Origin of the sequence: Zoogloea sp., assembly GCF_030157465.1 — a bacterium.
GTDB lineage: Bacteria > Pseudomonadota > Gammaproteobacteria > Burkholderiales > Rhodocyclaceae > Zoogloea.
The window spans coordinates 42,149-67,861 of sequence record NZ_JAOAUU010000169.1; the positions used below are offsets into that span (position 1 = coordinate 42,149).

The following is a 25,713-nucleotide window of genomic DNA, read 5'->3' on the forward strand; positions in this document are numbered from 1 at the left end:
CGCACCCGAAGGTGCGGCTTTTTTGCGTGCCAGGAGCTGCGATCAGTCTTTCAATCGCATCTCGGCGGAACGGGCGTGGGCCTGCAGGCCTTCACCATGGGCCAGGACAGACGCAACCCTGCCAAGCGTTTGCGCACCCGCTTCCGAAATATCGATGAGACTGGTGCGCTTCTGGAAGTCGTAGACGCCCAGCGGACTGGAAAAACGTGCACTGCGCATGGTCGGCAACACGTGGTTGGGGCCCGCACAGTAATCGCCCAGGGCTTCGACCGAGTAGTGACCGATAAAGATCGCACCGGCGTGGCGGATCTGGTCGATCCACGGGTAAGGATCGTCGAGCGACAGCTCGAGGTGCTCTGGCGCGATGCGGTTGGCGATCCGGCACGCTTCAGCAAGATCGCTCACGTGGATCAGCGCACCGCGGTTCTTCAGCGAGGTGGCGATTGTTTCGCGACGCGGCATCTCGGGCAGCAGCCGGGCGATGCTCTCCTCGACTCGACCGATGAAGCCCTCGTCGGTGCACAGCAGGATGGACTGGGCCAGTTCGTCGTGCTCGGCCTGGGCGAAGAGGTCCATCGCCACCCAATCCGGGTTGCCGGAACCATCGGAGATGATCAGCACTTCGGACGGGCCGGCGACCATGTCGATGCCGACGGTGCCAAAAACGCGCCGTTTGGCGCTGGCCACGTAGGCATTGCCGGGACCGACGATCTTGTCGACCTGCGGAATCGTTGCCGTGCCGTAAGCCAGCGCGGCGACAGCCTGGGCGCCACCGATGGTGAACACCCGATCGACGCCGGTGATGGCCGCGGCCGCCAGCACCAGCGGATTTTTTTCACCGCGTGGAGTCGGTACGACCATGATCAGCTCGCCGACACCGGCCACCTTGGCGGGGATGGCGTTCATCAGCACCGAACTGGGGTAGGACGCCCGGCCGCCCGGCACGTAGAGACCCACGCGGTCCAGCGGCGTGACCTTCTGGCCGAGGCGCGTACCCTGCATGCCTTCCGATTCGTCGTTGTAGCGCCACGACTCCTGGACCTGGCGCTCATGGTAGCTGCGCACCCGGGCAGCCGCCGCCTCGAGCGCGGCACGCTGCGCGGCGGGCAGCCCCGCCAGCGCGGCTTCAAGCTCGGCCTTGGGCAGCTCCAGCGCCGACATGTCCGCCACATCCAGGTGGTCGAAGCAGCGGGTGAAGTCGACGACGGCGGCGTCACCCTGGCTCCTCACGGCCCGCAGGATCTCGGCTACGGCCACTTCGATGGCGGCATCGGTGCTGCCTTCGAAAGCCAGCAAGGTGTCGAGCGTGGACATGAAATCCGGCTCGGCCGAGGAAAGGCGGCGAATCTGGGCGCTCATGGCTTGATGGCTCCTGCAAAGGCCTCCAGCACCGGCTGGATCAGCTCGCGCTTGAGCTTGAGCGAGGCCTGGTTGACGACGAGACGGGAACTGATCGGCATGATGTCCTCGACCTCGATCAGGTTGTTGGCCTTGAGCGTGTTGCCGGTAGAGACGAGATCGACAATCGCGTCGGCCAGCCCGACCAGCGGCGCCAGCTCCATCGAGCCGTAAAGCTTGATGAGATCGACGTGCATGCCCTTGGCTGCGAAGTGCTCCCGGGCGGCCTTGACGTACTTGGTGGCAACACGGATTCGCGCACCGCGCTTGACCGCCGCGGCGTAGTCGAAATCCTTGCGCACGGCCACGCACAGACGGCACTTGGCGATGTTGAGGTCAAGGGGCTGATACAGGCCGGCACCGCCGTGCTCGATCAGGGTGTCCTTGCCGGCAATGCCCATGTCGGCTGCGCCATACTGCACGTAGGTCGGCGTGTCGGTGGCACGCACGATGACCAGGCGCACATCGGGCCGGTTGGTACCGATGATCAGCTTCCGGGAGGTTTCCGGGTTGTCGGTGGGCGTGATCCCTGCGGCGGCAAGCAGCGGCAGGGTCTCTTCGAAAATTCGGCCCTTCGAAAGGGCAAGCGTTATGCCGTTCAAGATGGTGATCTGTCTGCGTAAAAAGCGATTTTAGCCGATTCGCGGCAAGGTCCACGCCCAGGCATCCAGGAAGGCAATTGTTCTGCAACGGCCCTTCTGTTAGCCTTGACTTCGTGGCTGAACCGCTGGAGCGGGTTCGGCCTTTTTCTTTTTTTCAACTCCGGAGAGTTTGATATATGAAACCCGAAATCATTGTTTCAACCCACGATCTCGAACGCCTGGAAGGCCTGCTGTCCAAACCGCCGACCCGCAACCGCAGCGACCTCGACGATCTGCGCGCAGAACTCGAGCGCGCCAGGGTGCTCGACGACGACGCCATGCCCGACAACGTCATCGCAATGAACAGCCGTGCCCGTTTCCGCGAGGAGACATCGGGCCGCGAATACGAACTGACCCTGGCCTGGCCTCACGAAGCCAGCGCCGCCGATGGAAAGGTTTCCATTTTTTCGCCGGCCGGCAGCGCCCTGCTCGGCCTTTCGGTCGGCCAGCACATCGACTGGCAAACTCCGGAAGGCCACGCCATCCAGCTCACGGTGCTGGCGGTAAGCCCCGTCACCTGAGCCATCCGGACGCGTTCGCCGTCCGAAGGATTTCAATATGGGCCTCGAACCGGGGCCCACCTTCAGGTTTTCAGCGCAAGCGCGTAACCCTTGCCCCCAGCGCCCCGAGTTTTTCTTCGAGCCGCTCGTAGCCGCGATCGAGGTGGTAGATGCGCTCGACCGTGGTTTCACCTTCGGCAACCAGGCCGGCAATGATCAGGCTGGCCGAGGCACGCAGGTCGGTGGCCATCACGGTGGCACCCTGCAGGCGCTCGACACCCTTCACGAAGGCCGTGTTGCCGTCAATCTTGATGTCGGCCCCCAGGCGCTGCAATTCCACCGCATGCATGAAGCGGTTCTCGAAGATCGTCTCGCGAATCACCGCGGTGCCGTCGGCCACCGCATTCAGGGCCATGAACTGGGCCTGCATGTCGGTCGGGAAGGCCGGGTACGGCGAGGTACGCAGGCTGACTGCGGTGAGACGGGCCGGGGCCTTGAGACGGATCGCATCACGCTCGGCGATCACTTCGCAGCCGGCGTCCATCAGCTTGTCGATGACGGCGTCGAGGTAGCTGGCCGAGGTGCCGGTGAGGCGCACTTCACCCCCGGTGACAGCCGCGGCGCACAGGTAGGTGCCGGTCTCGATGCGGTCCGGCATCACGCGGTGGGTGGCACCGTGCAAGGCCTGCACGCCACGGATGCGGATCACGTCGCCACCGGCGCCGGATATCTGCGCGCCCATCGCCACCAGGCAGTTGGCCAGGTCGACGACTTCGGGTTCGCGGGCGGCGTTCTCGATGACGGTTTCACCGTCGGCAAGACACGCGGCCATCATCAGGTTCTCGGTGCCGGTCACGGTGACCATGTCGGTGAAGATGCGGGCGCCCTTCAGTCGCGGCACCTTGGCGTGCACATAACCGTGCTCGACCGTAACCGTGGCGCCCATCGCCTGCAGACCCTTGATGTGCTGGTCGACCGGACGCGCGCCGATGGCACAGCCACCCGGCAGGCTCACGCGGGCCTCGCCGAAGCGGGCAACCAGCGGGCCGAGCACCAGGATGGAGGCGCGCATGGTCTTGACCATCTCGTAGGAGGCCACCGGGTTGTCGACCCCGCTTGCGTCCAGCGTGACGGTATCGTCTTCGCGACTGACCTTGACGCCCATCTGTTCGAGCAGGCGCAGCAGCGTGCCGATGTCGTTGAGGCGCGGCACGTTGGTATAGGTGACCGGCTCCCGGGTCAGCAGCGCCGAACACAGGATGGGCAGCGCGGCATTCTTGGCGCCGGAAATGGCGATCTCGCCCGACAGGCGGGCTCCGCCTGCAATCAACAGTTTATCCATGCGTCGACCGGGCGTTCAGCCCAGTTCCTTCAGAAGTTCTGCCCACTGCTTGGGCGTGTAGGTGTTCAGCTGGAGGGCGTGAATCTCATTGCCCATCAGCTTGCCCAGCGTGGCGTAGACCAACTGGTGCTGGCGCACGCGCATCTTGCCCTCGAATTCGGGACTGACCACGATGCCCGAAAAATGGGTGCCGTCATCACCCTCGATCTGCAGGAAGTCACAGGGGAGGCCTGCGGCGATCAGCCGCTCGATTTCACTCGCTTCAAACATCTTTAATTCAATCCTCAGGCGCGCAGCTTGTAGCCCCTGGCAAGCATTTGCAGGGTGATCACCGCGAGAACAACAAAACAGACCGTCACGACGCCGATGCTCGTCCAGGGAGAAACATCGGAGACGCCGAAAAATCCGTAGCGGAAACCGTCAATCATGAAGAAAAACGGGTTGAAATGCGACACCCCCTGCCAGAAAGCCGGCAGGGAATGAATCGAGTAGAACACACCGGACAGCATGGTGAGCGGCATGATCAGGAAGTTCTGGAAGGCCGCCAGCTGGTCGAACTTGTCGGCCCAGATGCCGGCAATCACGCCCAGGCTGGCCAGAAAGGCCCCACCCAGCAACGTGAAGGCGACGATCCAGGCCGGCTCGGCGAGATTGAACGACACGAATGGCAGCGACACCAGCAGCACGCCCAGGCCACACATGGCGCCGCGCAGCACGGCGGCGATCACGTAGGCGGCATAGAACTCCCGATAGGAGATCGGCGGCAGCAGCACGAACACAATGTTACCGGTGATCTTGCTCTGGATGAGCGACGAGGAGCTGTTGGCGAACGCGTTCTGCAGCACGGTCATCATCACCAGACCGGGCACCAGGAAGGCCGTGTAATTGACGCCCGGATAGGGCTGGACGTGGTCCTCCAGCACGTGGCCGAAGATCAGCAGGTAAAGCACTGCGGTGAGCACGGGTGAGAGCACCGTCTGGAAGCCGACCTTCCAGAAACGCAGGCACTCCTTGTACAACAGGGTATTGAAGCCTTGCATGGGGTTTGTCGTTTCCGCTTTCAGTTCTGGTTCATGATGCCGACGAAGACCTGCTCCATGTCGGGCGTACCGAGGGCCATGTCTACAATGGTGCCGCCAGCCGACTTGATGCCGGCGAGAAGCTCCGCAACCTCGTCGAAGCGATCGAAGCCGAACTCCAGCTCGGCGCCTTCCTGGCGCGTCGCCTTGGCGGCCAGCTCGGCCGGCAGCACTACCGGCGCGGCCAGCTTCACCTTCAGGGCGTGGCTGGCAAAACGCTGCAGCAGGTTGGCGGTGGTGTCGAGGGCAACGATGCGGCCGGCCTTCAGCATGGCGATACGCCCGCACAGGGTTTCGGCCTCTTCGAGGTAATGGGTGGTCAGCACGATGGTGTGGCCGTCCCGGTTGAGCTTGCGGATGAAATGCCACAGGCCCTGGCGCAACTCCACATCCACGCCGGCGGTGGGCTCGTCCAGCACGATCACCGGCGGGCGATGTACCAGCGCCTGGGCAACCAGCGCGCGGCGCTTCATGCCGCCCGAGAGCATGCGCATGTTGGCGTTGGCCTTCGAGGTCAGATCCAGGTGATGCAGGATTTCGTCGATCCAGGCGTCGTTCTTCTTGAGCCCGAAATAGCCGGACTGCAGCACCAGCATCTCGCGCACCGTGAAGAAGGGATCGAAAACCAGCTCCTGCGGCACCACGCCAAGGGCCATGCGGGCGGCACGATAGTCGCGCACCACATCGTGGCCCATGACTTCCAGCGTGCCGGAATCGGGTCGGGCAAGGCCCGCGAGGGAGGAAATGAGGGTTGTCTTGCCGGCGCCGTTGGGCCCGAGCAAGCCGAAGAACTCACCCTGGGCGATTTCGAGATCGACACCGGCAAGGGCCTGCAGGGAACGGAAACGCTTGGTGACACCGGCTATGCGGATCGCAGGGCTCATGGGTGCAGAAAAGATCGGAAAGAGGGCTCAGCGCCCGAGGGGAAGAATGGTGTCGACGTCATAGAGCGCCGCCAGGCTGACCAGCGAGGCCGGCGCGTGGACGATGGTCAACTGCCGCCCTGCACTGCGGGCGGCCCGAACCCAGGACAGCAGCAGGGCCAGCGCGGCCGAATCGACCTGGGTGACCGCAGCCAGATCGAGCAGCCTGTCGGCACTCGCCACCAGGCTGCGCCCCTCCTCCACCAGACCGGCCACCGTGGCGAGCGTGAGCGGACCTTCGAGGGCCAGGCGCGGGCCGTCTTCGCGAATCATTTCTTGGCGGAAACCGTGGTGTCGAGCTGCTTGTTCTTGTCCTTGAGGGACTTGATCAGGCCGTCGATGCCGCCGTTGCGCACCTCCTGGCCGAAGCTGTCACGGTAGTTGGTGACAAGGCTGACGCCGGCCACCATCACGTCGTAGACCTTCCAGTTGTCGCCCTGCTTTTCAAGGTTGTAGTCGATCTGGACCGGCTTTGCGCCGGGCTGCCGGACTTCGGTGCGGACGACCACATCGGTATCTTCCGGCTTGGCCTTGAGCGGCTTGAAATCAATGTGCTGGTTGCGGTACTGGGTGAGCGCGTTGGAATAGGTGCGCACGAGCAGGTTCTTGAACTCGTGGGTCAGAACGGTCTTTTGCTCGGCACTGGCCTGACGCCAGTCCTTGCCGACGGCAAGGCGGGTCATGTGGGCGAAATCGAAGTACGGCAGCACCTTGGTTTCGACAAGATCGACGGCCTTGCGGGTGTCGCCGGACTGGATCGCCTTGTCCTGGCGGACGATGGTGATGACGTCGTCGGTAACGCTCTTGACGAGCGCATCGGGCGCAATGCTCTGGGCGAAGGCGGCACACTGGATGCCGATGCCGAGGGTCAGTGCAGCAAACAGGGAAGCGATCTTTTTCATTCCTGGTTCTCTTTTCTGGCGGGAGCTGCGGGGGTGGCTTCGTCCATGTCGGCCTCGTCGTCCGGATCCTTGACCCGCGGCGGCTGGCCATCGTAAATCTGGCTCTGGCGATACTGAATGTAGAAGCTGCGCATGTAGTCGTACTTGTCCAGCGAGGCCTGCTCGGCCGTGGTATCGGCACCCAGCAGCTGACTGCGGCGGTTGATGAAGCGCAGAGCGGTAACCCGGTTACGCGGCCCGGAGCTGTTGATCGCCATCACCGGATCCACGTTCAGATCACCGATCAGGCCGGCGGTGTCGCGCAGGTTGCTGGAACCGAGCAAGGGCAGCACGATGTAGGGGCCGTCGCCAACCCCCCAGAGGCCGAGGGTCTGGCCGAAATCCTCGTCGTGCTTCTCAAGGCCCAGTTCGGTGGCGATGTCGAATACGCCCAGCATGCCGGCGGTGCTGTTCACCAGAAAGCGGCCACCGTCCGACAGGCCTTCGGCGAACTTGCCCTGGAGCAGGTTATTCACACCGATCCACACGTCGGCAAGGTTGCCGAAGAAATTGCCGACACCCACCTTGACCGGCAGCGGGGCCAGATCATAAACCTCTGCGGCGGGACGCATGACGTAACGGTCGGCCGTTTCATTGAAACGGAAGGTGGCCCGGTTGATCGGCTCGAGCGGATCCTTGGGGTGTCCGCCAGGGCCGGCGCAGGCCGTCAGGCCAAGGCCGAGCAGCAGCGTTGCTGCACTGCGCCGCACGGCCCGCAATTCGGGTTTCTTGTTCTTCTTCATCTTGACTCCGCGCGCGGCTTGAGCCGCGTCGCACTCTCTGTGGCTGTTTCCGTTCAACCTCACTTGGCCGGGGCCGGCTCTCCTTCGGCGGCTTTGTCGAACATGAACTGGCTGATCAGTTTTTCGAGCACAACGGCCGACTGGGTCTTTTTGATAGTCTCGCCTGGAGCCAGTGTCTTTTCCTCGCCGCCGGGTTCGAGGCCCAGATACTGCTCGCCGAGCAGGCCGGAAGTCAGGATATTGGCGAAGGTATCGACCGGAAACTTGTAGCGCCCGTCGACGGTAAAGACCACCTCGGCCTGGAACCGTTCATTATCGTAGCGGATCTGCTCGACACGACCGACCAGCACCCCGGCGCTCTTTACAGGTGCGCGCGCCTTGAGGCCGCCAATGTTGTCGAAGTGGGCGGTAAGGGTATAGGGCGAGCGGATTTCCGCACCGGAAATACTGCCAACCTTGAGGGCCAGGAACAGCAGCGCGGCGATACCCATCGCCACGAAAATCCCGACCCACAGGTCGAGCGTCGTACGACTCATTACAGACCTCGGAACATGAAAGACGTCATTACAAAATCGAGCGCCAGAATGGCCAGCGCCGAACTCACAACAGTGCGCGTGATGGCCCGCGACACGCCCTCCGCGGTGGGCACGCAGTCGTACCCCTGAAACACCGCGATCAGCGAAACCGCCACGCCGAAGGCGCAGCTTTTGATGACGCCGTTCAGCACGTCATAGCGAAAATCCACTGCGGCCTGCATCTGCGACCAGAAGGCGCCGTCATCGATGCCGATGAAGACCACCCCGATCAGCCAGCCGCCGAAAATGCCCATTGTGGAGAACATCGCGGCGAGGAGTGGCATCGAGATCACCCCCCCCCAGAAACGCGGCGCGACCACGCGGGCGATCGGGCTGACGGCCATCATGTCCATCGCCTTGAGTTGTTCAGTCACCTTCATCAGGCCGATTTCGGCGGTAACGGCCGAACCGGCGCGGCTGGCGAAGAGCAGGCCGGCCACCACGGGGCCGAGCTCGCGCAGCAGCGACAACGCCACCATCGTGCCCATCGAATCGCTCGAGCCGTAGCGCTGGAGGATTTCATAGCCCTGCAAACCCAGCACGAGACCGACGAAGAGGCCCGACACGAGGATGATCAAAAGCGACAGCACGCCGCTGAAATACAGCTCGCGAATCGTGAGATTGAGGCGCGTGAACGACTGACCGGAATAAACCAGGATCAGCCAGAAGAAACGGGCGATGAAGCCGAGTTGCCACACCACGTCGATGGCAACCGAGCCGAGCTTGCGGATTCCACCTCCCATCAGGCCTTACCTCCGGTCAGCGCGGCGGCGTAGTCGTCCGACGGATAATGGAAGGGCACCGGCCCATCGACCTCCGCATGCACGAACTGGTGCACGAAGGGGTCTCTCGTGTGGCGGATTTCGTCCGGCGTGCCTTCAGCCACCACCTTGCCCTCCGAGATGAAATAAATGTAATCGACAATCAGCAGGGATTCCTGGATGTCGTGGGTAACGATCACCGAACTGGCGCCGAGGGCGTCGTTGAGGCGGCGGATGAGCTGACCGATCACGCCCAGCGAGATCGGGTCGAGGCCGGTGAAGGGCTCGTCGTACATCAGCAGCATCGGGTCGAGGGCGATCGTGCGCGCCAGCGCCACGCGCCGCGCCATGCCTCCGGAAAGTTCGCCCGGCATCAGTCGTGCGGCACCGCGCAGGCCCACCGCGTGGAGCTTCATCAACACCAGATCGTTGATCATCTCGGCCGGCAGGTCAGTGTGCTCGCGGAGCGGAAAAGCCACGTTGTCGAAGACCGTCATGTCGGTGAATAGCGCACCGAACTGGAACAACATGCCCATGCGCCGACGCATCGCGTAGAGCGCGTCGCGCCCCAGGGTGGCGACATCCTGGCCATCGACCTGCACCTGGCCGCCGACGGCCTTTTCCTGCCCGCCGATCAGGCGCAGCAGGGTCGTCTTGCCGCAGCCGCTGCCACCCATGATGGCAACCACCTTGCCACGCGGAATCGACAGGGAAATGTCGCGCAGGATCGTCCGTTCGCCATAGGCGAAGCTCACGTTTTCAAGGCGGACAAGTGGATCTGGCATGGAAAAATGTTGCATTGCGGAATAACAATTGTATCAGACGCCTTGCCGCGTGACATGCGGGCTTCCCCGACCCCCGCGAGAAATATCGCGTGACATCAAGGTCTTGAGCGTCACAAAGCGGCCGTCGCAAGAGCGGTTTATAATGCACGGTTTCGGTCCATCCGTGGCCCAACCCGCGACCCGGTTCGCGCCATTTTCCTCGATCTTCCCCGCCCATGCAGGACAAATACCTCCCCGCCGATATCGAACGTGCCGCCCAGCAGCACTGGGACAGTAGCGAAGCCTTCCGCGTCACCGCCGACGCCTCGAAGCCCAAGTACTACTGCCTGTCCATGTTCCCCTACCCCTCGGGCAAGCTGCACATGGGGCACGTGCGCAACTACACCATCGGCGACGTGCTGTCCCGCTTCCACCGCATGCGCGGCTACAACGTGCTGCAGCCGATGGGCTGGGACGCCTTCGGCCTGCCCGCCGAAAACGCGGCGATCAAGAACAAGGTGCCGCCGGCCAAGTGGACCTACGACAACATCGCCTACATGAAGCAGCAGCTCAAGTCCCTCGGCTTTGCCATCGACTGGAGCCGCGAGCTCGCCACCTGCACGCCCGAGTACTACAAGTGGAACCAGTGGCTGTTCCTGCGCATGCTCGAAAAGGGCGTCGCCGAACGCAAGACGCAGGTTGTTAACTGGGACCCGGTCGACCAGACCGTGCTCGCCAACGAGCAGGTCATCGACGGTCGCGGCTGGCGTACCGGCGCGCTCGTTGAAAAGCGCGAGATTCCCGGCTACTACCTCAAGATCACCGACTACGCCGACGAGCTGCTGTCCGACCTCGACGAGCTTGAAGGCTGGCCCGAGCGCGTCAAGCTGATGCAGGCCAACTGGATCGGCAAGAGCACCGGCGTGCGCTTCGCCTTCAGCCACACGGTTGGTGATGAAAACGGCCTGATCGGCGACGGCAAGATGTGGGTGTTCACCACCCGCGCCGACACCATCATGGGCGTCACCTTCTGCGCCGTGGCCGCCGAGCACCCGCTGGCCCTGCACGCGGCCAAGTCCAATCCCGAACTCGCCGCCTTCATCGAAAAGTGCAAGCACGGCTCGGTGATGGAAGCCGACATGGCCACCATGGAGAAGGAAGGCCTGCCCACCGGCCTGTTCGTCACCCACCCGCTCACCGGCCAGCAGGTCGAAGTGTGGGTCGGCAACTATGTTCTGATGAGCTACGGCGACGGCGCCGTGATGGGCGTTCCGGCCCACGACGAGCGCGACTTCGCCTTCGCCAAGAAATACAGCCTGCCCATCGAGCAGGTCGTCGCTGTCGGCGACAAGGCCTACAGCCTTGATGCCTGGCAGGAGTGGTACGGCAGCAAGGACGGCGTCTGCATCAACTCCGGCAAGTACGACGACCTCGGCTACGCAGCCGCGGTGGACGCCATTGCCGCCGACCTCGCCGCCAAAAACACCGGCGAGAAGAAGGTGCAATGGCGCCTGCGTGACTGGGGCATTTCGCGCCAGCGCTACTGGGGCTGCCCGATTCCCATCATTCACTGCGACGCCTGCGGCTCGGTGCCCGTGCCCGACGACCAGCTGCCGGTGGTGCTGCCCGAAGACTGCGTGCCCGACGGCTCCGGCAATCCGCTCCACAAGCGCCTCGATTTCCTGCACGTCGATTGCCCCAAGTGCGGCAAGCCGGCCCGGCGCGAAACCGACACCATGGACACCTTTGTCGATTCGTCCTGGTATTACGCCCGCTACGCCACCAAGTTCGGCGCCGACAAGATGGTCGACGAGGAAACCGATTACTGGATGACCGTCGACCAGTACATCGGCGGCATCGAGCACGCCATCCTGCACCTGCTCTACTCGCGTTTCTGGACCAAGGTCATGCGCGACGTGGGCCTCGTCACCTACCGCGAGCCTTTCGCCCACCTGCTTACCCAGGGCATGGTTTTGGCCCCAACATATTTCCGGGAGCTGGAAGGCGGCAAAAAAGAATGGGTCAACCCATCAAATGTTACCGAGTCCGTGATCGGGGGGAAACGGTATGCATGGGTACAGAACGATGGCCTGGATTTCGGGGAAACCAATTTGGTGGAGGGGCGAGGAAATCAATCCAAAATTAGGATCTCTGCCTCCAAGCTTGACGTCATTAGAGACGACGATGAACACGGAAAGCAGAGTGTTGTCATCGTTGCCGGTGATCGAGTCCAGATCGGCGGTGTTGAAAAGATGTCAAAGTCAAAGAACAATGGGGTAGATCCAGAGGCGTTAGTGAAGCAGTTCGGCGCAGATACATGCCGGTTTTTTATTATTTTCACTGCACATCCCGAACAGAGCTTGGAATGGTCCGACGCCGGCGTCGAAGGCGCTTACCGCTTCCTGAAGCGGGTGTGGACTTTCGGCCACGCCTTCGCCACCGACATCCGCCCGCAGATCGGAGCCACGCGCACGCTCGCCAGCGCCAAGCTGCCGGACGCCCTGGCCGCCTTCCGCCGCGAAATCCACCTGCTGCTCAAGCAGGCCAACTACGACCTCGGCAAGCAACAGTTCAACACCGTCGCCTCGGCCACGATGAAGATGCTCAACGCCATTGAAAAAGCGCCCCGCGAAGGCGCCCTGGCCGCCGAGGTGATCGAGGAATGCTTCGGCATCCTGCTGCGCGTGCTCTCGCCGCTCACCCCGCATATCAGCCACGCGCTGTGGAACCAGCTCGGCTACGGCAACGACATCCTGGCTGCCGCCTGGCCGGAGCCGCTGGAAGCCGCGCTGGTGCAGGATGAGATCGAGCTGATGCTGCAGGTCAACGGCAAGCTGCGCGGTTCGCTGCGCGTGCCGGCCGATGCCACCAAGGACGCCATCGAGGCCGCCGCCCTCGCGCACGAGGGTGCCATCAAGTTCCTCGAAGGCCGGCCGGCCAAGAAGGTCATCGTCGTCCCCGGCCGGCTGGTCAACATCGCCGGCTGAAAACGCGGAGGGTTTACATCATGCGCATCCTTTTTTGTGCAGTTCTGGTTGCCCTCTTGAGCGGCTGCGCCAGCAGCCCGCGGGACCGTAACCTCTACGAAGGGCTGCGTATGGAAAACGCCCGACGCCAATACGAACCGGGTCGCGACATCAACCGCGACCCGCCCGCAACAAGCTACGAGGCTTACGAACAAGAGCGCCAGCGTCTCAAGGAGAAATCACCCCAATGAGCCCCACCCGCCTTGCCGGCCGTCGCCGGGCCCTCGCCCTTCTCGGCGCCACGCCGCTGCTGCTGGCCGGATGCGGCTTCAAGCTGCGCGGCCAGCGCCCGCTGCCCTTCGAGTCGCTCTACCTGGGCATGGGCCCCTACTCCGAACTCGCCGCCGCCATCCGGCGCGAGATTCGCGCCAACGGCAGCACCCGCCTCACGGAAACACCCGCAGACGCCGATGTCCGTCTCGAGGTGATGGCCGACATCAAGGACAAGATCATCCTGGCCCTCAACACCCAGGGCCGGGTGCGGGAATACCAGCTCCGCCAGCGCTTCGTTTTCCGGCTGGTGAGCAAATCCGGGCAGGAAGTCATGCCCTCGAACGAAATCTTCCTGCGTCGCGAACTGGCCTTCGACGACACCCAGCTCCTCGCCAAACAGCAAGAAGAAACCCTGCTCTACCGCGACATGCAGAACGACCTCGTGCAGCAACTGATGCGCCGGCTTGCCGCGGCAAAAATGCCCGAAGCAGCGCCGGCTCCGGCGCCCACCCCCAAGCCGTGAACCTGCGCCCCGAACAGCTTTCGGCCCACCTCGACAAGCCCCTCGCGCCGCTCTATATCCTGCACGGCAACGAGCCCCTGCTGGTGCTCGAAGCCGGTGACGCCATCCGCAACGCGGCGCGCAAGCAGGGCTACGCCGAGCGCGAGGTGCTGGTCGCCGGCCAGGGTTTTCGCTGGAGCGAGCTGCAATCGGTTGCAGGCAACCTGTCGCTGTTCGGTGCCAGCAAGCTCATCGACCTGCGCATTCCCAACGGCAAGCCCGGACGCGACGGTGGCGAAGCCCTGCAACGCTACGCCCGCATCCGGGACGACGGCATCGTCACGCTGATCACCCTGCCCGAGCTCGACTGGGCGGCCCGCAAAGCCAGCTGGTTCACCGCCCTGCTGGAAGCCGGCGTGGCCATCGAACTCAACGCCCCCGAACGCGAACGCCTACCCGACTGGATCGCCCAGCGCCTGGCCCGCCAGCAACAGCGGGCACCCGCCGACGCACTGGCCTTCATCGCCGAACACGTCGAAGGCAACCTGCTCGCCGCGCACCAGGAAATCCTCAAACTCGGCCTCCTCCACCCGCCCGGCGACATCAGCCTCGAGGCCATGCGCGAGGCCGTCCTCAACGTTGCCCGCTACGACGTGGACGCGCTGCGCCAGGCGCTCCTCGAAGGCGACGCAGCCCGCTGCGCGCGCCTCCTCGATGGCCTCAAGGGCGAAGGCGAAGCCACGCCGCTGGTGCTGTGGGCACTCGCCAACGAGATCCGCACCCTCGCCAACCTGCGCCAGGGCATGGACGACGGCCAGCCCTTGCAAGGCCTGCTCAAGGCCGAGCGGATTTTCGACGACCGCCGCAAACAGGCCATCCAACGCGCCCTGCCCCGCCTTGGTGCCGGCCAGCTTCGCACCTCGATCTTGCACGCCGCCAAAATTGACCGGATGATCAAGGGTCTGGCACGAGGCGACGTCTGGGACGAATTCCTCCAGCTGTGCCTGCGCCTCACCCGCAGCACAAGCCAGGCTCCGGCACGGCGTTAAAACTCCCCGAAGCCGCCCCAAAGCCGCCCCCCAAGCCGCCGCAAACCGATTCAAAGCGAGACGAGATGGACATCAAGACCTACATGCAGACCGTCGGCCGCCAGGCCCGCACCGCCTCCCGCGCGGTGGCAGCCGCCTCCACCGACGCCAAGAACAAGGCCCTTCTGGCCATGGCCGCCGAAATCCGTGCCCGCCAGGTGGCGCTATCCGCCGCCAACCAGCGCGACCTGGACGAAGCCCGCGCCAACGGCCTCGAGCCGGCCATGATTGATCGCCTGACCCTCTCCGCCAAGGGCATCGAGGCCATGGCGGTCGGCCTAGAACAGGTTGCCGCGCTGCCCGACCCGGTTGGCGAGATGACCGATCTCAAGCGCCGCCCCTCCGGCATCACCGTCGGCAAGATGCGCGTGCCGCTGGGCGTCATCGGCATCATTTACGAAGCCCGCCCCAACGTCACCGCCGACGCCGCTGCCCTGTGCCTCAAATCCGGCAACGCCGCCATCCTCCGCGGCGGCAAGGAAGCCCTGCACTCCAACCAGGCCATCGCCGACTGCGTCCGCGCCGGCCTCGCCGCTGCCGGGCTGCCCGAACTGGCGATCCAGGTCATCGACACCACCGACCGTGCCGCGGTGGGCGAACTCATCGCCATGCCCGAGTTCGTGGACGTCATCGTCCCCCGCGGCGGCAAGAGCCTCATCGAGCGCATCTCCCGCGACGCCCGCGTGCCGGTCATCAAGCACCTGGACGGCAACTGCCACGTCTTCGTCGATGAATTCGCCGATGCGGCCAAGGCCCTCGGCATCGTCGAAAACGCCAAGACCCAGCGCTACGGCACCTGCAACACCACCGAATCGCTGCTGGTCGATGCCGCCATCGCCGACGCCCAGCTGCCCGCCATCGGCGCCATGCTCGCCGGCAAGGGTGTCGAGATACGCGCCTGCCCGGCTTCGCTCGCCATCCTGCAAAAGGCCGGCGTACCCGCTGCACAGCTCAAGGAAGCCGTTGAATCCGACTGGTCAGAGGAATTCCTCGCCCCGATCATCGCCGTCAAGATCGTTGCCGGCCTCGACGCCGCCATTGATCACATAAACCGCTATTCCTCCGGTCACACCGAAGCCATCGTCAGCGAAAACTACACCCGCGCCATGCGCTTCCTGCGCGAAGTCGACTCCGCCTCGGTGATGATCAACGCCTCGACGCGCTTTGCCGACGGCTTCGAATACGGCCTCGGCGCCGAGATCGGCATCTCCACCAACAAGATCCACGCCCGCGGCCCGGTCGGCCTTGACGGCCTCACCAGCCAGAAGTGGATCGTCTTCGGCGACGGCCAGGTACGCGCCTGACAAGCTGACCCAAACCGCGTGGCCGGAAGTCTTCCCGGCCAGGATTAAAACGCCCGTTCGAAATCGTGTAAAAATGCGACGAACGGGCGTTTTCACATCCAGACCCACCCAGGAGACCAGCATGCACACATTCCTGCGCCGCGCATTTTTAGCCGCCGCCCTCTGCACCAGCCTGCCCGCCTTCGCCGCCGACATTGCCGGCGTGCACTTCGACGACAAAGCCAGTCTTTCAGGCAGCGAAATCAGCCTCAACGGCGCCGGCCTGCGCACCCGCTTCATGCTCAAGGTGTACGCCATCGGCCTCTATCTTCCAAAGCGCGCCGGCAGCCTCGACGCCATCGCCGCAACAAGCGGCCCGAAACGCATCCAGATCGTCACGCTGCGCGAGCTGACCGCCGAGCAATTTGCCGACGCCCTCATCGAAGGCCTGAAAAAGAATCACAGCGACGCCGAATTCATCAAACTGCAGGCCCGCAGCGACGATTTCCGCAATGCGCTGCTAAACCTCAAATCAGCAACGAGCAGCACCCGGATCCGCCTCGAATGGATCCCCGGCAACGGCACCCGACTTTCAGTGGGCAATGAAGTCCGCGGCACGGACATTCCCGGTGAGGATTTCTACCGCGCCCTGCTGCGAATCTGGCTCGGCGACAAACCCGTCGACGCCGAACTCAAAAACGCCCTTCTCGGAATCAACTGAATCAGCCAAAGCCAATTCAGACGGGGCCGATGCCCTTGCCGGAGCACCGTTGCGCGCGCAGAATTCCTCTCATGAAAGCGTCCATCACCCAACCTGGCACACACACCCAGCCACAGGATTTTTCAGCGGTAATGGCAACGCCATTCGGGGCCTTGGGTATTGTCAGCGACGGGCAATACCTCCGTGGAATCGAATTCCTGCCACCCGGACATTCCACCGCCGCGCCGGCCAATACCATTGCTGAAATGGCGCTGCATCAACTCGGGCACTACCTCGCCGACCCCGATTACCGCTTCGATCTCCCGCTCGCCCCCGGCGGAAGCGAATTCCGCCGACGCATCTGGGCCGCCATCGCGGCCATTCCCCGCGGCCGGACGCGCACTTACGGCGAACTGGCGCAGACCGCAAACAGCGCCGCCCGGGCCGTCGGCCAGGCCTGCGGTGACAATCCATTTCCAATTGTCGTCCCCTGCCACCGCGTTGTCGCTGCCACCGGGCTGGGCGGATTCGCCCACGACAACGGCGGTTTTCTTATTGATACAAAACGCTGGCTATTGCACCACGAGGGCGTACTGTGAATACACGGAGCACCACTCCCTGCAATTGATTTTTCGCTGCAGCGCAACAACCGACTCAACACTTCATTCGCCGACCGCCATGTCACGCTCAGACCACAACGCCCCGGAAACCCTTGCCACGCGTTTCCTGCGCCAGCACCACACGCCCTTTTCAACACATCTTTACAACTATGAAGATCACGGCGGCACCAAGGTATCTTCCCGCGAACTCAATGTCGCAGAACACGCCGTCGTGAAAACCCTGGTAATGGAAGACGAAAGCCGCCAGCCCCTCATCGTATTGATGCACGGTGATCGCAAGGTATCCACCAAAGAACTCGCACGCCAGACCGGCCACAAACAGATCAGCCCCTGCGACCCGGCGGTCGCCCAGCGACACACGGGCTATCTGGTCGGAGGCACATCGCCTTTCGGAACAAAAAAGACCCTGCCGGTATTCATGGAACGCAGCATCCTCGACCTTCCCCTCATTTACATCAATGGCGGAAAAAGAGGATTCCTGGTCGGTGTTCACCCCCACGACATCCTGCGCATGCTGCAGCCCGGGCTGGTTAATGTGGCACTGGAATAAAAGCCAAAAAACACTTGCCAAGTCGTGAGTCAATAATGGCAAAATAGCCGACAGAATAAAGGCTTCAAGAAAGCCTCATTCGACGGGCCCATTTGACGAGATCATTTGAGCAACCTTACGGCGGCCACCCCTCCATCCATACTTAAAAAAAACGGTCGTCCCGAAACGCCAGGACCAAGGAAAACAGCGCCATGGATATCTCCTCCCTTTCCCTGAACGAATTGCGTCGTCTCCAGACCAAAGTAGAAGCAGAAATTCGCCGTCGTTCCGATACCGCCAAGAAGGATCTGCTCAAGCGCATGCAGAAGCTGGCTGCGGAGCACGGCATGAGCCTCAACGAGGTACTTGGCCAGGAAGCCTCCGAAAAGCCGGCGGCCGCCCCCAAAAAGGCCGCTGCCGCCAAGCCGGTCAAGAAAGCCGCCAAGCCGGCCTCGGTGGTCAAGTTCCGCCACCCCGAAAACCCCGCCATCGGCTGGACCGGCCACGGTCGCAAGCCCCAGTGGGTCATCGACTGGCTGGCCCAGGGCAAGGCCCTCGACGAGCTGCGCGCCGACGCCGCAGCGCTTACCGCAGCCTGATTGTGGTTGCCTGGCCTGCAATCGATTGCAGGCCTTTCGTGCTCAGCGCGGCAAGCCTGCGGTTGGCGCGTGATCGGGCGGCTCGACGCCGTTGCGCCCCCGCTCGATGAATACGCCGACACGCCGTACATCCTTCATCACCCCGATCTTGGCAATGGCGAGCTTTACCCACGGCGCACCAAATTCGTCGAACAACATCTTGACGATGAATTCCCCCAGCGTCTCGATCAGATTGAATTGGTGCACCGCCAGCTCTTCACGGATGCGTTCAATTACCCTCGCGTAATCGATCGTATCGGCAATATCGTCATGCTCGGCCGCCGCATCGGGCACGCCGAAAGTCAGATTCAGCTCCAGCGTCTGTTCAGTCACCCGCTCCCGCGGATAGATGCCAAGCCTGGACTTGACCCGCAATGCTTCGATAAAAATGAAATCCATGCTCTGTCCCGGCTAAAATCGCGGCCATTCTAGCTCGCGCTTCTCCAAAAAAATGCAACTCGCGCTCCTGCTCATTGCCGCCTACCTGATCGGCTCCATCTCTTTCGCCGTCGTCGTCAGCCGCGTTTTCGGCATGGCCGACCCCCGCACCTACGGCTCGGGCAACCCCGGCGCCACCAACGTACTGCGCAGCGGCAACAAGCTCGCGGCGGCCCTAACCCTTGCCGGCGACGCATTCAAGGGCTGGCTGGCCGTTGTGCTGGCTGCAGCCATCGCCCCCGCTGCCGGCCTTGATGCGCTGGCCGTACCGGCAGCAGCGCTCGCCGCCTTCCTTGGCCACCTGTTCCCGATCTTCCTTCGCTTCAAGGGCGGCAAGGGCGTCGCCACCGCCGCCGGCGTGCTGCTCGGCGCCAGCGGCTGGCTCGGGCTTGCCGTCTTCGGCGTGTGGCTCGGCGTGGCCTTCACCCTGCGCTATTCGTCTCTTGCCGCACTGTGCGCCGCGCTGGCATCGCCGGCGCTGGCGCTGGTATTCGGACTCGACAACAACTGGATCATTTCCATCAGCTTCATGTCGGCCCTGCTGCTGTGGCGTCACAAGGACAACATCAAGCGCCTTGTCGCCGGCCAGGAAAGCCGCATCGGCAGCAAGAAAAAAGAGGCCTGAACCCTCGCACCGCCAACCTCACGCCACGCCGACTTTCGGCGGCGTGATTTCCTGCAGGCTCCAGCGCGGCCGCACCGCGAAGCGGCCATCCGAGGGCATCGCCTGCTCGCCCGCCATCAAACGCATCGCGCCGGCAAAAGCGATCATCGCGCCGTTGTCGGTGCATAACTCCATCTCGGGGTAGAAAACCTTCGCCCTGCGCTTTGCCGCGGCCGCATTCAGCCCGGCACGCAGCGCCAGGTTTGCGCCAACGCCCCCAGCCACGACCAGTTGCTTGAGCCCCGTATGCTTGAGCGCCGCCATCGACTTGGCGACCAGCACATCCACCGCAGCGGCCTGAAACTCGGCCGCCAGATCGGCCCGATCGGACTCGACAAACCCAGGCGCCGAGGCAGCAGTCAGCACCGCCGTCTTGAGCCCGCTGAAACTGAAATCGAAATCCTTACTGTGCAGCATCGGGCGCGGCAACTTGAAGCGCCCCGGCGTACCTTCGAGCGCCAGCCCGGCCAGCGCCGGCCCGCCGGGGTAAGGCAGCCCGATCAGCTTGGCGGTCTTGTCGAAAGCCTCACCGGCCGCGTCATCCACGGTCTCGCCCAGCAGCGTGTAATCGCCCACGCCGGCCACCCGCATCAACTGGGTATGCCCACCGGAAACCAGCAGCGCCACAAACGGAAAGCCCGGCGGCGTGGCCGACAGCAGCGGCGACAGCAGGTGGCCTTCCAGGTGATGCACCGGCAAGGCCGGCACCCCCAGCGCAACCCCCAGCGCCTCGGCCACGCTGGAGCCCACGAGCAGCGCGCCGGCAAGCCCCGGCCCGGACGTGTAGGCGATGGCGTCGATGTCGCTCATGACCAGCCCGGTGGCCTCGAGGGTTTCGCGCAGCAGCAGCGGCAGGCGACGGATGTGGTCGCGGGAGGCCAACTCGGGCACCACGCCGCCGTAGGCCGCATGCAGGTCGATCTGGGAATGGAGGCGGTGGCCAAGCAGGCCCAGCGCCGTATCGTAGACAGCTACCCCGGTCTCGTCGCAGGAGGTTTCTATACCCAGAACGCGCATGGTCATCTCGACGAAAAAACGGGATTTTACCTCTCTGCGGTCCACAAAGCGAAAAAGGGGCTTGGAGGTCAACAGCGACTTGGATATACTCCTCGTTTTTCCGTCAAAAGAATTTTCGAGGAAGCACGCAATGCCGGGTATTCGCGTCAAAGAAAACGAGCCGTTTGAAGTAGCCATCCGCCGCTTCAAGCGCACCATTGAAAAAGTGGGCCTGCTGCCCGAACTCCGCTCGCGCGAGTTCTACGAAAAGCCGACCGCCGAACGCAAGCGCAAGCTCGCCGCTGCCGTCAAGCGCCATCACAAGCGCCTGCGCAGCCAGACCCTGCCGCCGAAGATGTACTAAGCAGCACCCAAGTACACGCTTCCCGCTCGCCACGCGATACGCGCATTTTGCGCGAGCGCGTGGCGTTTGCCTTTTGTACTCAGCCCCCAGCACCGGAGCTGAAGCAGGTCGTCATTTCGCCTCCACGCCACACGCCAGGAATCTCGCTCATGTCCCTCAAAGCCCAGATCAACGACGACATGAAGGCCGCCATGCGCGCCAAGGAAACCGCCCGTCTGTCCGCCATTCGCCTGCTGCTCGCAGCAATCAAGCAAAAGGAAGTGGATGAGCGCATCGAACTGGACGACGCGGCAGTCATCGCAGTTTTAGACAAGATGCTCAAGCAGCGCCGCGACTCCGTCGCCCAGTACGAAGGCGCCCAGCGCTTCGATCTGGCCAGCGCCGAGCGCTTCGAGATCGATGTTCTCAATGCCTACAAGCCGGCCGGCCTCGATGCCGGGCAGATCGCCGCCATCGTTGATGAAGCGATCAAATCCACCGGTGCCGCCAGCGCCGCCGACATGGGCAAGCTTATGGCCGTCCTCAAGCCGCAGCTCGCCGGCAAGGCCGACATGGCCGAAGTTTCGAAGCTGGTGAAATCACGACTCGCCAACTAGGATTCATGAGTACGGCGCCCTGGGTCCAAGCCCCTGGCGCCGGCCGTACATCATGATTCCGCAATCCTTCATCCAGGATCTACTCGCCCGCGTCGACATCGTCGAGGTGGTCGAACGCTACCTGCCGCTCAAGAAGGGCGGTGCGAACTATTTCGCCTGCTGCCCCTTCCACGGCGAAAAATCCGCCTCCTTCTCGGTCAGCCCGACCAAGCAGTTCTACCACTGCTTTGGCTGCGGCGTACATGGCAGCGCGATCAGCTTCCTGATGGAATACAGCGGCCTCGGTTTCATCGACGCCGTGAAGGAACTCGCCAGCTCGGTGGGCATGGAAGTCCCGCAGGATGACTTCACGCCGAACCACGACCGCGCCCGGGACCAATCCCTGACCGAAGTCATGGCCCAGGCCGCGCGCTTCTACAAAGAACAGCTCAAGCGCAGCCCGATCGCCATCGATTACCTCAAGCGTCGCGGCCTCTCCGGCGAGATCGCCGCCCGCTACGGCATAGGCTTCGCCCCCGAAGGCTGGCAGGCGCTGCAGGCCGCCTTCCCCGACTACACCGCCGCCAGCCTGCTCGAATGCGGCCTGGTGCTCGAGAACGAACAGGGCCGCCGCTACGACCGCTTTCGCGACCGGATCATGTTCCCGATCCAGGATCAGCGCGGCAACGTGATTGGCTTCGGCGGCCGGGTGCTCGGCAAGGGCGAGCCCAAGTACCTCAACTCGCCCGAAACGCCGATCTTCGAAAAGGGCCGTGAACTCTACGGCCTCGTCCAGGCGCGCCAGGCGGTGCGCGACCAGGAATGCGTACTGGTCGTCGAAGGCTACATGGACGTCGTCGGCCTCGCCCAGTTCGGAGTCGGCAATGCCGTCGCCACCCTCGGCACGGCCGCCACGCCCCACCACATCCAGAAGCTCCTGCGCCTCACCGACCGCGTCGTATTTTGCTTCGACGGCGACGCCGCCGGCCGCCGCGCCGCCGGGCGGGCCCTCGAAGTCAGCCTCGAACACCTTGCCGACAACAAGACACTGAGCTTCCTGTTTTTGCCCGAAGAACACGACCCCGACAGTTTTGTGCGCGCGGAGGGGCCGGACGCCTTCCGCAGCGCAATGAACCGCGCGCTGCCGCTGGCCGAATTCCTTCTCGCCGAGCTCAAGAAAGACATCGATCTTGGCACCGCCGAAGGTTGCGCAAGGCTGGTGCACGAAGCCAAACCGCTGGTCACCCGCATCGGCGCACCGCTGCTGCGCCTGCAGGTCATCAAGATGCTCGCCGAAACGGCAGGCTTCACCCAGGCCGAAGTCGAGCAATCCTTCGGTCTCAAGAATGCCTCGGCACAGCCCCGCCGATTCGACGAAGCGCCGCCTTTCGAAGGCAACTTTGAACGCGGCGGCTTCGATCGCGACTTTGGCGGAGGCTTCGGCAACAACGGCAACTTTCGCGGCAAACGCCGGCAAGGCTCCGGTTTTCCCCGCATGCCGCCACGCCAGGCGCCGCAAACCGCCGTCGAAACCCTGCTCAAGCTGGTCGTCCAGCACCCGCTCTGGGCCGCCCGCCTGCCCATCGACCTGCTACCCCACGACACCCCGGAAGGCCGGGCCCTGATCGCGCTCACCGACGCCATGAGCGTCGGCGAGCTGCCAACCCACGGCATCGGCGCCCTGCTCGAGCACTACCGGGAAACACCCCACGCGGAAATTCTCGCCCGCATGGCGGGTCTACTGGCTGACACCACCTTCGAAGACGCGTCGATCGAACCCCTGTTCAACGACACCGTCAAGAAACTGGAAGCCGACGCCGTCAGCCGCGAGATCGACGCACTGAACGCCCGTGAGCGCGAAAACGGCCTCAATCCGGCCGAGCGACGCCAGCTCGCAGAGTTACTACTGCACAAACAGAAGCTCCGGACACGCCCCAAAGCATCAGATTCGTAATATAATTTTCGGTTTCGCGAAAAACGCGCCGCCGAGACAACCGATGACAAATCGGACGACAAATCGAGGACAGCACCCATGACCACGGAAAAGCCCAAAACACCGCGCAAAGCGCCTGCCAAGCCGCGAGCAGCGAAGGTCAAGGACAAACTCGCCCCGATGATCGCCGAGGCCCCCTCGGCTGAAGAGGCGGAAGTCCGCCGCACGCGGCTCAAGACCCTGATCGCCCTCGGCAAGGAACGGGGCTACCTGACCTACGCCGAAATCAACGACCACCTGCCCGACGACCTCGTCGACGCCGAGCAGATCGAGTCGATCATCAGCACCTTCAACGACATGGGCATCCAGGTGTTCGACGTGGCCCCCGCCGCGGAAGACCTGCTGATGTCCGAAGTCGCGCCCACGGTGGTCGATGACGAGCAGGCCGAAGCCGAAGCCGAGCAAACGCTGTCCGCCGTCGATTCCGAATTCGGCCGCACCACCGACCCCGTCCGCATGTACATGCGCGAGATGGGCACCGTCGAGCTCCTCACCCGCGAAGGCGAAATCGAAATCGCCAAGCGCATCGAGGAAGGCCTCAAGCACATGATCCAGGCGATTTCCGCCTGTCCGACGACGATTGCCGACATCCTTGAAGCCGCCGACAAGATCGGCCGCGAAGAGATGCGCATCGACGAACTGATCGACGGCCTGATCGACCCGAACGCGGTCGACAACATCGAAGCCCTCGCCGAAAGCGAAGAGCTCGAAGTTGACGAAGCCGAGGAAGAAGAAGACGCCGATCCGGATGGCAGCGGTGCCCAGTCGGCATCCCTGATCAAGATGAAGGCCGAAGCCCTCGAGCGCTTCGCCAACCTGCGCAGCCTCTACGAAAAGATGGCCACGGCCCTCCAGAAAAAGGGCTACCAAGACAAGGCCTACATGAAGCTCCAGGAGCAGGTCTCCGCCGAGCTGATGAACATCCGCTTCACCGCGCGCACCACCGAGCGCCTCTGTGACGCCGTGCGCCACATGGTCGACCAGGCCCGCTCCCACGAGCGCAAGATCCTGAACCTGTGCGTCGAAAAGGCCGGCATGCCGCGCCCGCACTTCATCAAGAGCTTCCCGGGCCACGAAACCGACCTGGACTGGCTCAAGGAAGAAATCAGCGCCGGCCCCAAGAACGCCCCGGTGCTGATGCGCATGCAGCCCGCCGTGCTTGAAGAGCAGCAAAAGCTCATCGACCTGCAGAACCGCATCGGCATTCCGCTCAAGGAACTCAAGGACATCAACAAGCAAATGTCCACCGGCGAGGCCAAGGCCCGCCGCGCCAAGCGCGAAATGACCGAAGCCAACCTGCGCCTCGTGATCTCCATCGCCAAGAAGTACACCAACCGCGGCCTGCAGTTCCTCGACCTGATCCAGGAAGGCAACATCGGCCTGATGAAGGCGGTGGACAAGTTCGAATACCGTCGCGGCTACAAGTTCTCCACCTACGCCACCTGGTGGATCCGTCAGGCCATCACCCGCTCGATCGCCGACCAGGCGCGGACCATCCGCATTCCGGTGCACATGATCGAAACGATCAACAAGATGAACCGGATCAGCCGCCAGATCCTGCAGGAAACCGGCAACGAGCCCGATCCCGCCACCCTGGCCGAAAAGATGGAAATGCCCGAGGAGAAGATCCGCAAGATCCTCAAGATCTCCAAGGAACCCATTTCCATGGAAACGCCGATCGGTGACGACGACGACTCCCACCTGGGCGACTTCATCGAGGATAATGCGACCCTCGCGCCGGCCGAAGCAGCGCTGTACTCCAGCCTGCGTGACGCCACCAAGGAAGTCCTCGACTCCCTCACCCCGCGGGAAGCCAAGGTTCTGCGCATGCGCTTCGGCATCGAGATGAACACCGACCACACGCTGGAAGAAGTCGGCAAGCAGTTCGACGTGACCCGCGAACGCATCCGCCAGATCGAAGCCAAGGCCCTGCGCAAACTGCGTCACCCGAGCCGCTCGGAGCGCCTGCGCAGCTTCCTCGACAACGAAGCGTAAACAGTTTCACGGGCTGCACCGCAGCCCGACCCGGTTTCCGGGCCGTTAGCTCAGTTGGTTAGAGCAGGCGACTCATAATCGCTTGGTCGCTGGTTCAAGTCCAGCACGGCCCACCATATGCATCAAGCACTTAGGCCAGCCTCACGAGGGCTGGCCTTTTGCTTTTCCTGCCCGCTCAGGAAGCGGTACGCAATTTCAAGCAATCCATCGGCCTGATGCGGCATCACTGCAGCCGGTTGTCAAAAACGAAAGGGGCCCGTTCTGCCATGCATGGAGTAATGGGATTTGTGATTATCGGGTGCTGCATCGGCGCGGTCATCGCGGGCTTCGTGATGCTGGCGCTCGATCTGCGCAGGAATCGGCGCGGAGCCCTGCGGCGGGAGAAGCTGATATCCCGGCTCGGCCGGAAGTAGCTGCGTTGG

The 25,713-nt window shown here is 63.3% G+C and carries 30 protein-coding genes and 1 tRNA gene; 17 read left to right on the plus strand and 14 right to left on the minus strand.

The window, feature by feature from the left end; all coding sequences use genetic code 11:
• Positions 1 to 42: 42 nt before the first annotated feature.
• Positions 43 to 1,359, minus strand: a complete 1,317-nt coding sequence (gene hisD / locus Q1W26_RS20550; RefSeq protein ID WP_300444480.1) for a histidinol dehydrogenase — start codon at positions 1,357 to 1,359, stop codon at positions 43 to 45.
• On the minus strand, positions 1,356 to 2,000 hold the full coding sequence (gene hisG, locus Q1W26_RS20555) for an ATP phosphoribosyltransferase (protein ID WP_300444483.1): 645 nt from the start codon (positions 1,998 to 2,000) through the stop codon (positions 1,356 to 1,358). Before hisG ends, hisD begins: the two co-directional genes overlap by 4 nt.
• Positions 2,001 to 2,176: 176 nt before the next feature.
• Here hisG and rnk point away from each other — a divergent pair, with 176 nt between their 5' ends.
• Complete coding sequence (rnk, locus tag Q1W26_RS20560; RefSeq protein ID WP_300444486.1) at positions 2,177 to 2,560, plus strand: nucleoside diphosphate kinase regulator; 384 nt, start codon at positions 2,177 to 2,179, stop codon at positions 2,558 to 2,560.
• Between the two features lie 70 nt (positions 2,561 to 2,630).
• On the opposite strand, the gene murA is transcribed toward rnk, so the two are convergent.
• From murA to Q1W26_RS20610, 10 genes are read right to left on the minus strand one after another with little or no spacing between them, the layout of a single operon-like run.
• Positions 2,631 to 3,881 carry a UDP-N-acetylglucosamine 1-carboxyvinyltransferase gene (murA, locus tag Q1W26_RS20565; protein ID WP_300444489.1) on the minus strand — a complete coding sequence of 417 codons (1,251 nt, stop codon included), beginning with the start codon at positions 3,879 to 3,881 and terminating at the stop codon, positions 2,631 to 2,633.
• Positions 3,882 to 3,896: 15 nt separating this feature from the next.
• Positions 3,897 to 4,151, minus strand: a complete 255-nt coding sequence (locus Q1W26_RS20570) for a BolA/IbaG family iron-sulfur metabolism protein (RefSeq protein WP_300444493.1) — start codon at positions 4,149 to 4,151, stop codon at positions 3,897 to 3,899.
• Between the two features lie 14 nt (positions 4,152 to 4,165).
• Positions 4,166 to 4,921 carry an ABC transporter permease gene (locus Q1W26_RS20575; RefSeq protein ID WP_300444496.1) on the minus strand — a complete coding sequence of 252 codons (756 nt, stop codon included), beginning with the start codon at positions 4,919 to 4,921 and terminating at the stop codon, positions 4,166 to 4,168.
• Positions 4,922 to 4,941: 20 nt separating this feature from the next.
• Positions 4,942 to 5,844, minus strand: a complete 903-nt coding sequence (locus Q1W26_RS20580; RefSeq protein WP_300444498.1) for an ABC transporter ATP-binding protein — start codon at positions 5,842 to 5,844, stop codon at positions 4,942 to 4,944.
• A 27-nt stretch (positions 5,845 to 5,871) separates the two neighbouring features.
• On the minus strand, positions 5,872 to 6,156 hold the full coding sequence (locus Q1W26_RS20585; RefSeq protein WP_300444501.1) for an STAS domain-containing protein: 285 nt from the start codon (positions 6,154 to 6,156) through the stop codon (positions 5,872 to 5,874).
• Complete coding sequence (locus Q1W26_RS20590) at positions 6,153 to 6,785, minus strand: ABC transporter substrate-binding protein (RefSeq protein ID WP_300444504.1); 633 nt, start codon at positions 6,783 to 6,785, stop codon at positions 6,153 to 6,155. The genes Q1W26_RS20585 and Q1W26_RS20590 overlap by 4 nt, the downstream gene beginning before the upstream one ends.
• Positions 6,782 to 7,567: a VacJ family lipoprotein gene (locus Q1W26_RS20595; protein WP_300444507.1), complete on the minus strand. Its 786-nt coding sequence runs from the start codon at positions 7,565 to 7,567 to the stop codon at positions 6,782 to 6,784. The genes Q1W26_RS20590 and Q1W26_RS20595 overlap by 4 nt, the downstream gene beginning before the upstream one ends.
• A gap of 59 nt (positions 7,568 to 7,626) precedes the next feature.
• Positions 7,627 to 8,103: an outer membrane lipid asymmetry maintenance protein MlaD gene (gene mlaD, locus Q1W26_RS20600; RefSeq protein ID WP_300444510.1), complete on the minus strand. Its 477-nt coding sequence runs from the start codon at positions 8,101 to 8,103 to the stop codon at positions 7,627 to 7,629.
• Positions 8,103 to 8,885 (minus strand): lipid asymmetry maintenance ABC transporter permease subunit MlaE, encoded by a 783-nt coding sequence (gene mlaE / locus Q1W26_RS20605; RefSeq protein ID WP_300444513.1) that lies wholly within the window; start codon positions 8,883 to 8,885, stop codon positions 8,103 to 8,105. The genes mlaD and mlaE overlap by 1 nt, the downstream gene beginning before the upstream one ends.
• The gene (locus Q1W26_RS20610) at positions 8,885 to 9,688 is read right to left on the minus strand and encodes an ABC transporter ATP-binding protein (protein ID WP_300444515.1); all 804 of its coding nucleotides are present in this window, start codon (positions 9,686 to 9,688) and stop codon (positions 8,885 to 8,887) included. The genes mlaE and Q1W26_RS20610 overlap by 1 nt, the downstream gene beginning before the upstream one ends.
• Positions 9,689 to 9,903: 215 nt before the next feature.
• Here Q1W26_RS20610 and leuS point away from each other — a divergent pair, with 215 nt between their 5' ends.
• The 9 genes from leuS to Q1W26_RS20655 all read left to right on the plus strand — a co-directional run bounded on the left by leuS (position 9,904) and on the right by Q1W26_RS20655 (position 18,227).
• On the plus strand, positions 9,904 to 12,654 hold the full coding sequence (gene leuS, locus Q1W26_RS20615) for a leucine--tRNA ligase (RefSeq protein ID WP_300444518.1): 2,751 nt from the start codon (positions 9,904 to 9,906) through the stop codon (positions 12,652 to 12,654).
• A 20-nt stretch (positions 12,655 to 12,674) separates the two neighbouring features.
• Positions 12,675 to 12,884, plus strand: a complete 210-nt coding sequence (locus tag Q1W26_RS20620) for a hypothetical protein (protein ID WP_300444520.1) — start codon at positions 12,675 to 12,677, stop codon at positions 12,882 to 12,884.
• Positions 12,881 to 13,429, plus strand: a complete 549-nt coding sequence (gene lptE, locus Q1W26_RS20625; protein ID WP_300444522.1) for an LPS assembly lipoprotein LptE — start codon at positions 12,881 to 12,883, stop codon at positions 13,427 to 13,429. The genes Q1W26_RS20620 and lptE overlap by 4 nt, the downstream gene beginning before the upstream one ends.
• The gene (gene holA, locus Q1W26_RS20630) at positions 13,426 to 14,457 is read left to right on the plus strand and encodes a DNA polymerase III subunit delta (RefSeq protein WP_300444524.1); all 1,032 of its coding nucleotides are present in this window, start codon (positions 13,426 to 13,428) and stop codon (positions 14,455 to 14,457) included. The genes lptE and holA overlap by 4 nt, the downstream gene beginning before the upstream one ends.
• A 65-nt stretch (positions 14,458 to 14,522) precedes the next feature.
• Positions 14,523 to 15,800: a glutamate-5-semialdehyde dehydrogenase gene (locus Q1W26_RS20635; protein ID WP_300444526.1), complete on the plus strand. Its 1,278-nt coding sequence runs from the start codon at positions 14,523 to 14,525 to the stop codon at positions 15,798 to 15,800.
• Positions 15,801 to 15,921: 121 nt separating this feature from the next.
• Positions 15,922 to 16,500, plus strand: coding sequence for a chalcone isomerase family protein (locus Q1W26_RS20640; protein ID WP_300444528.1), 579 nt, complete (start codon positions 15,922 to 15,924; stop codon positions 16,498 to 16,500).
• Between the two features lie 71 nt (positions 16,501 to 16,571).
• On the plus strand, positions 16,572 to 17,078 hold the full coding sequence (locus Q1W26_RS20645; protein WP_300444530.1) for a methylated-DNA--[protein]-cysteine S-methyltransferase: 507 nt from the start codon (positions 16,572 to 16,574) through the stop codon (positions 17,076 to 17,078).
• A 79-nt stretch (positions 17,079 to 17,157) separates the two neighbouring features.
• Positions 17,158 to 17,649 (plus strand): Cys-tRNA(Pro) deacylase, encoded by a 492-nt coding sequence (gene ybaK / locus Q1W26_RS20650; RefSeq protein WP_300444598.1) that lies wholly within the window; start codon positions 17,158 to 17,160, stop codon positions 17,647 to 17,649.
• Positions 17,650 to 17,840: 191 nt separating this feature from the next.
• Complete coding sequence (locus Q1W26_RS20655; RefSeq protein ID WP_300444532.1) at positions 17,841 to 18,227, plus strand: H-NS histone family protein; 387 nt, start codon at positions 17,841 to 17,843, stop codon at positions 18,225 to 18,227.
• A 42-nt stretch (positions 18,228 to 18,269) separates the two neighbouring features.
• Here the strand turns inward: Q1W26_RS20655 and Q1W26_RS20660 are convergent, their stop codons facing one another.
• Positions 18,270 to 18,665 carry a dihydroneopterin aldolase gene (locus Q1W26_RS20660; protein ID WP_300444535.1) on the minus strand — a complete coding sequence of 132 codons (396 nt, stop codon included), beginning with the start codon at positions 18,663 to 18,665 and terminating at the stop codon, positions 18,270 to 18,272.
• Between the two features lie 52 nt (positions 18,666 to 18,717).
• Here Q1W26_RS20660 and plsY point away from each other — a divergent pair, with 52 nt between their 5' ends.
• A complete protein-coding gene (gene plsY / locus Q1W26_RS20665; protein WP_300444538.1) occupies positions 18,718 to 19,329 on the plus strand; it encodes a glycerol-3-phosphate 1-O-acyltransferase PlsY in 612 nt (203 codons plus the stop codon).
• Between the two features lie 18 nt (positions 19,330 to 19,347).
• Here the strand turns inward: plsY and tsaD are convergent, their stop codons facing one another.
• Positions 19,348 to 20,385 carry a tRNA (adenosine(37)-N6)-threonylcarbamoyltransferase complex transferase subunit TsaD gene (tsaD, locus tag Q1W26_RS20670; RefSeq protein WP_300444541.1) on the minus strand — a complete coding sequence of 346 codons (1,038 nt, stop codon included), beginning with the start codon at positions 20,383 to 20,385 and terminating at the stop codon, positions 19,348 to 19,350.
• A 130-nt stretch (positions 20,386 to 20,515) separates the two neighbouring features.
• Here tsaD and rpsU point away from each other — a divergent pair, with 130 nt between their 5' ends.
• The 6 genes from rpsU to Q1W26_RS20700 all read left to right on the plus strand — a co-directional run bounded on the left by rpsU (position 20,516) and on the right by Q1W26_RS20700 (position 25,704).
• The gene (rpsU, locus tag Q1W26_RS20675) at positions 20,516 to 20,728 is read left to right on the plus strand and encodes a 30S ribosomal protein S21 (protein ID WP_079432811.1); all 213 of its coding nucleotides are present in this window, start codon (positions 20,516 to 20,518) and stop codon (positions 20,726 to 20,728) included.
• Positions 20,729 to 20,877: 149 nt separating this feature from the next.
• Positions 20,878 to 21,324 carry a GatB/YqeY domain-containing protein gene (locus tag Q1W26_RS20680; RefSeq protein ID WP_300444544.1) on the plus strand — a complete coding sequence of 149 codons (447 nt, stop codon included), beginning with the start codon at positions 20,878 to 20,880 and terminating at the stop codon, positions 21,322 to 21,324.
• A 52-nt stretch (positions 21,325 to 21,376) separates the two neighbouring features.
• Positions 21,377 to 23,257, plus strand: coding sequence for a DNA primase (gene dnaG, locus Q1W26_RS20685; RefSeq protein WP_300444546.1), 1,881 nt, complete (start codon positions 21,377 to 21,379; stop codon positions 23,255 to 23,257).
• Between the two features lie 78 nt (positions 23,258 to 23,335).
• On the plus strand, positions 23,336 to 25,291 hold the full coding sequence (rpoD, locus tag Q1W26_RS20690) for an RNA polymerase sigma factor RpoD (RefSeq protein ID WP_300444549.1): 1,956 nt from the start codon (positions 23,336 to 23,338) through the stop codon (positions 25,289 to 25,291).
• Between the two features lie 39 nt (positions 25,292 to 25,330).
• A tRNA-Ile gene (locus tag Q1W26_RS20695) sits at positions 25,331 to 25,407 on the plus strand.
• A gap of 42 nt (positions 25,408 to 25,449) precedes the next feature.
• Complete coding sequence (locus Q1W26_RS20700; RefSeq protein WP_300444552.1) at positions 25,450 to 25,704, plus strand: hypothetical protein; 255 nt, start codon at positions 25,450 to 25,452, stop codon at positions 25,702 to 25,704.
• The last annotated feature ends 9 nt before the right edge of the window (positions 25,705 to 25,713 follow it).